1 protein-coding gene is annotated in these 1,596 nt (G+C 36.4%); it reads left to right on the top strand.

What is annotated here, in order from left to right:
* Positions 1-249: 249 nt before the first annotated feature.
* Complete coding sequence (locus tag FGQ66_RS14975) at positions 250-1,470, top strand: IS110 family RNA-guided transposase (protein WP_138302658.1); 1,221 nt, start codon at positions 250-252, stop codon at positions 1,468-1,470.
* The last annotated feature ends 126 nt before the right edge of the window (positions 1,471-1,596 follow it).

The raw sequence follows: 1,596 nt of genomic DNA, 5'->3' as shown, positions 1-1,596 counted from the left end.
AAAAACATACTAAGATTAGAGGGTAAATTCATCGACGGATGAAATTACCCTCTAACGCTCTTTTAAGCGTATAGTTGGTTGTGAAAGAAAGACCGACCACACTTTCTTGGACTACGAGTCCCAAACAAAAAATGGTCTTCTTCACTGTCATTTTAAAACCTGGTTTAAGTATGTTGGGGCTTCGAGCCCGTGTAAAGGAAATTAGGAACGAAATGAAGCAGTGAAGAATCTTTCAACACTTCTTAGGAGATGAAAATTATGTATGTACTTGCTTTAGATGTCTCAATGGGAAAAAGTTATGTCGTTATTTATCATGAAAATACTTGTCTTTTTGAACAAGAAATTCTTCACGATAAAACACATTTCAATGCACTTCTTCAAGAAATTTATGCTCTTCCAGAACGACCACAAATCGTTTTTGAAGCAACGGGGGTTTATTCAAGAGTCATTGAAACTTTTTGTCAAAAGAATCATTTCGCCTATTGTTTATTAAACCCTTTAGAAGCGAAAAAACAACTGAATATTGACTTACGTTCAGTCAAAACGGATAAACGAGATGCCCATCGACTGGCACAAACACACGGTCAATTTTTGCGGAAACAAAAACAATCTCAAACAGAAGTCTATAAACAAACACGCGATTTTGCACGCTTTTATCAACAAATTGAAAGGGACATTAAACGCACGAGAATGAACCTGCATACCGCTTTACAATTGACTTTCCCAGAATTGGAAACACTTTTCACGAACAGGTTATCAAAACTCGCCTTGAATCTTGTCGAACTTTTCCCCCACCCTGATTACTTGGCACACTTAAGCCAAACTAAGGTAAAAAATGTGTTAAAGAAAAATACGGATAAAAAAATCTCCGATCAAAAAGCCTTGGCTAAAGCACAAACCTTACTTTCACTTGCGCAAAATTCTTATCCAGCAGAATCTGGACAAAGTATTTCTGTTCAAAAAGTCGTGTATTATGCCCAACAATTGAAACAATTGCTTGTAACAAAAGAACAACTCGCCAAACAGCTAGTTGAAATTGCGAAACAAACAATAGAATTTGATTTCTATCAAAGTATCCCTGGAATTGGTGAACTTTCTGCAGGACTCATTATTGGTGAATTAGGGGATATTCGGCGTTTTTCTTCTCATAAGCAATTGAATGCTTTCGTCGGTGTTGATACCAGAAGATATCAATCTGGAAAATATACAGCCAAAGAACACATGAATAAACATGGGAATCCGAAGGCCCGAAAAAATTTGTATTTTATTATGATGAACATGATTCGACAACAAGCGGCGGGGCCCAATCATCTTGTGGACTATTACTATAAACTAAAAACGCAACCTTCGCCCAAAAAGCATAAGGTTGCGCTCGTCGCCTGCATCAACAAGCTCTTGAAATGTCTCCATTCGATGGTACGACATTCAAGTCCGTATGATTACTCATACACGGCCTCTAACGACCAATAAGGAATATATCCTTACCTAGAATTATAGCATACCTAATAAAAAAATTTCTAATTTATTAGGCTTATTTCGTATACTTTTTTCTTGATAAAAACCAATAGAAAAAAGTACTTGACTAAACGTAGGAAA

It is taken from the genome of Enterococcus sp. BSD2780061688st2 D3 (assembly GCF_005844145.1).
Lineage (GTDB): Bacteria > Bacillota > Bacilli > Lactobacillales > Enterococcaceae > Enterococcus_B > Enterococcus_B durans.
This window is presented reverse-complemented; position numbering and strand designations above follow the sequence as displayed.

Excerpts from the sequence above, each read along its gene's own strand:
- FGQ66_RS14975 (WP_138302658.1), top strand. The coding sequence starts at position 250 with ATGAAAATTATGTATGTACTTGCTTTAGATGTCTCAATGGGAAAAAGT.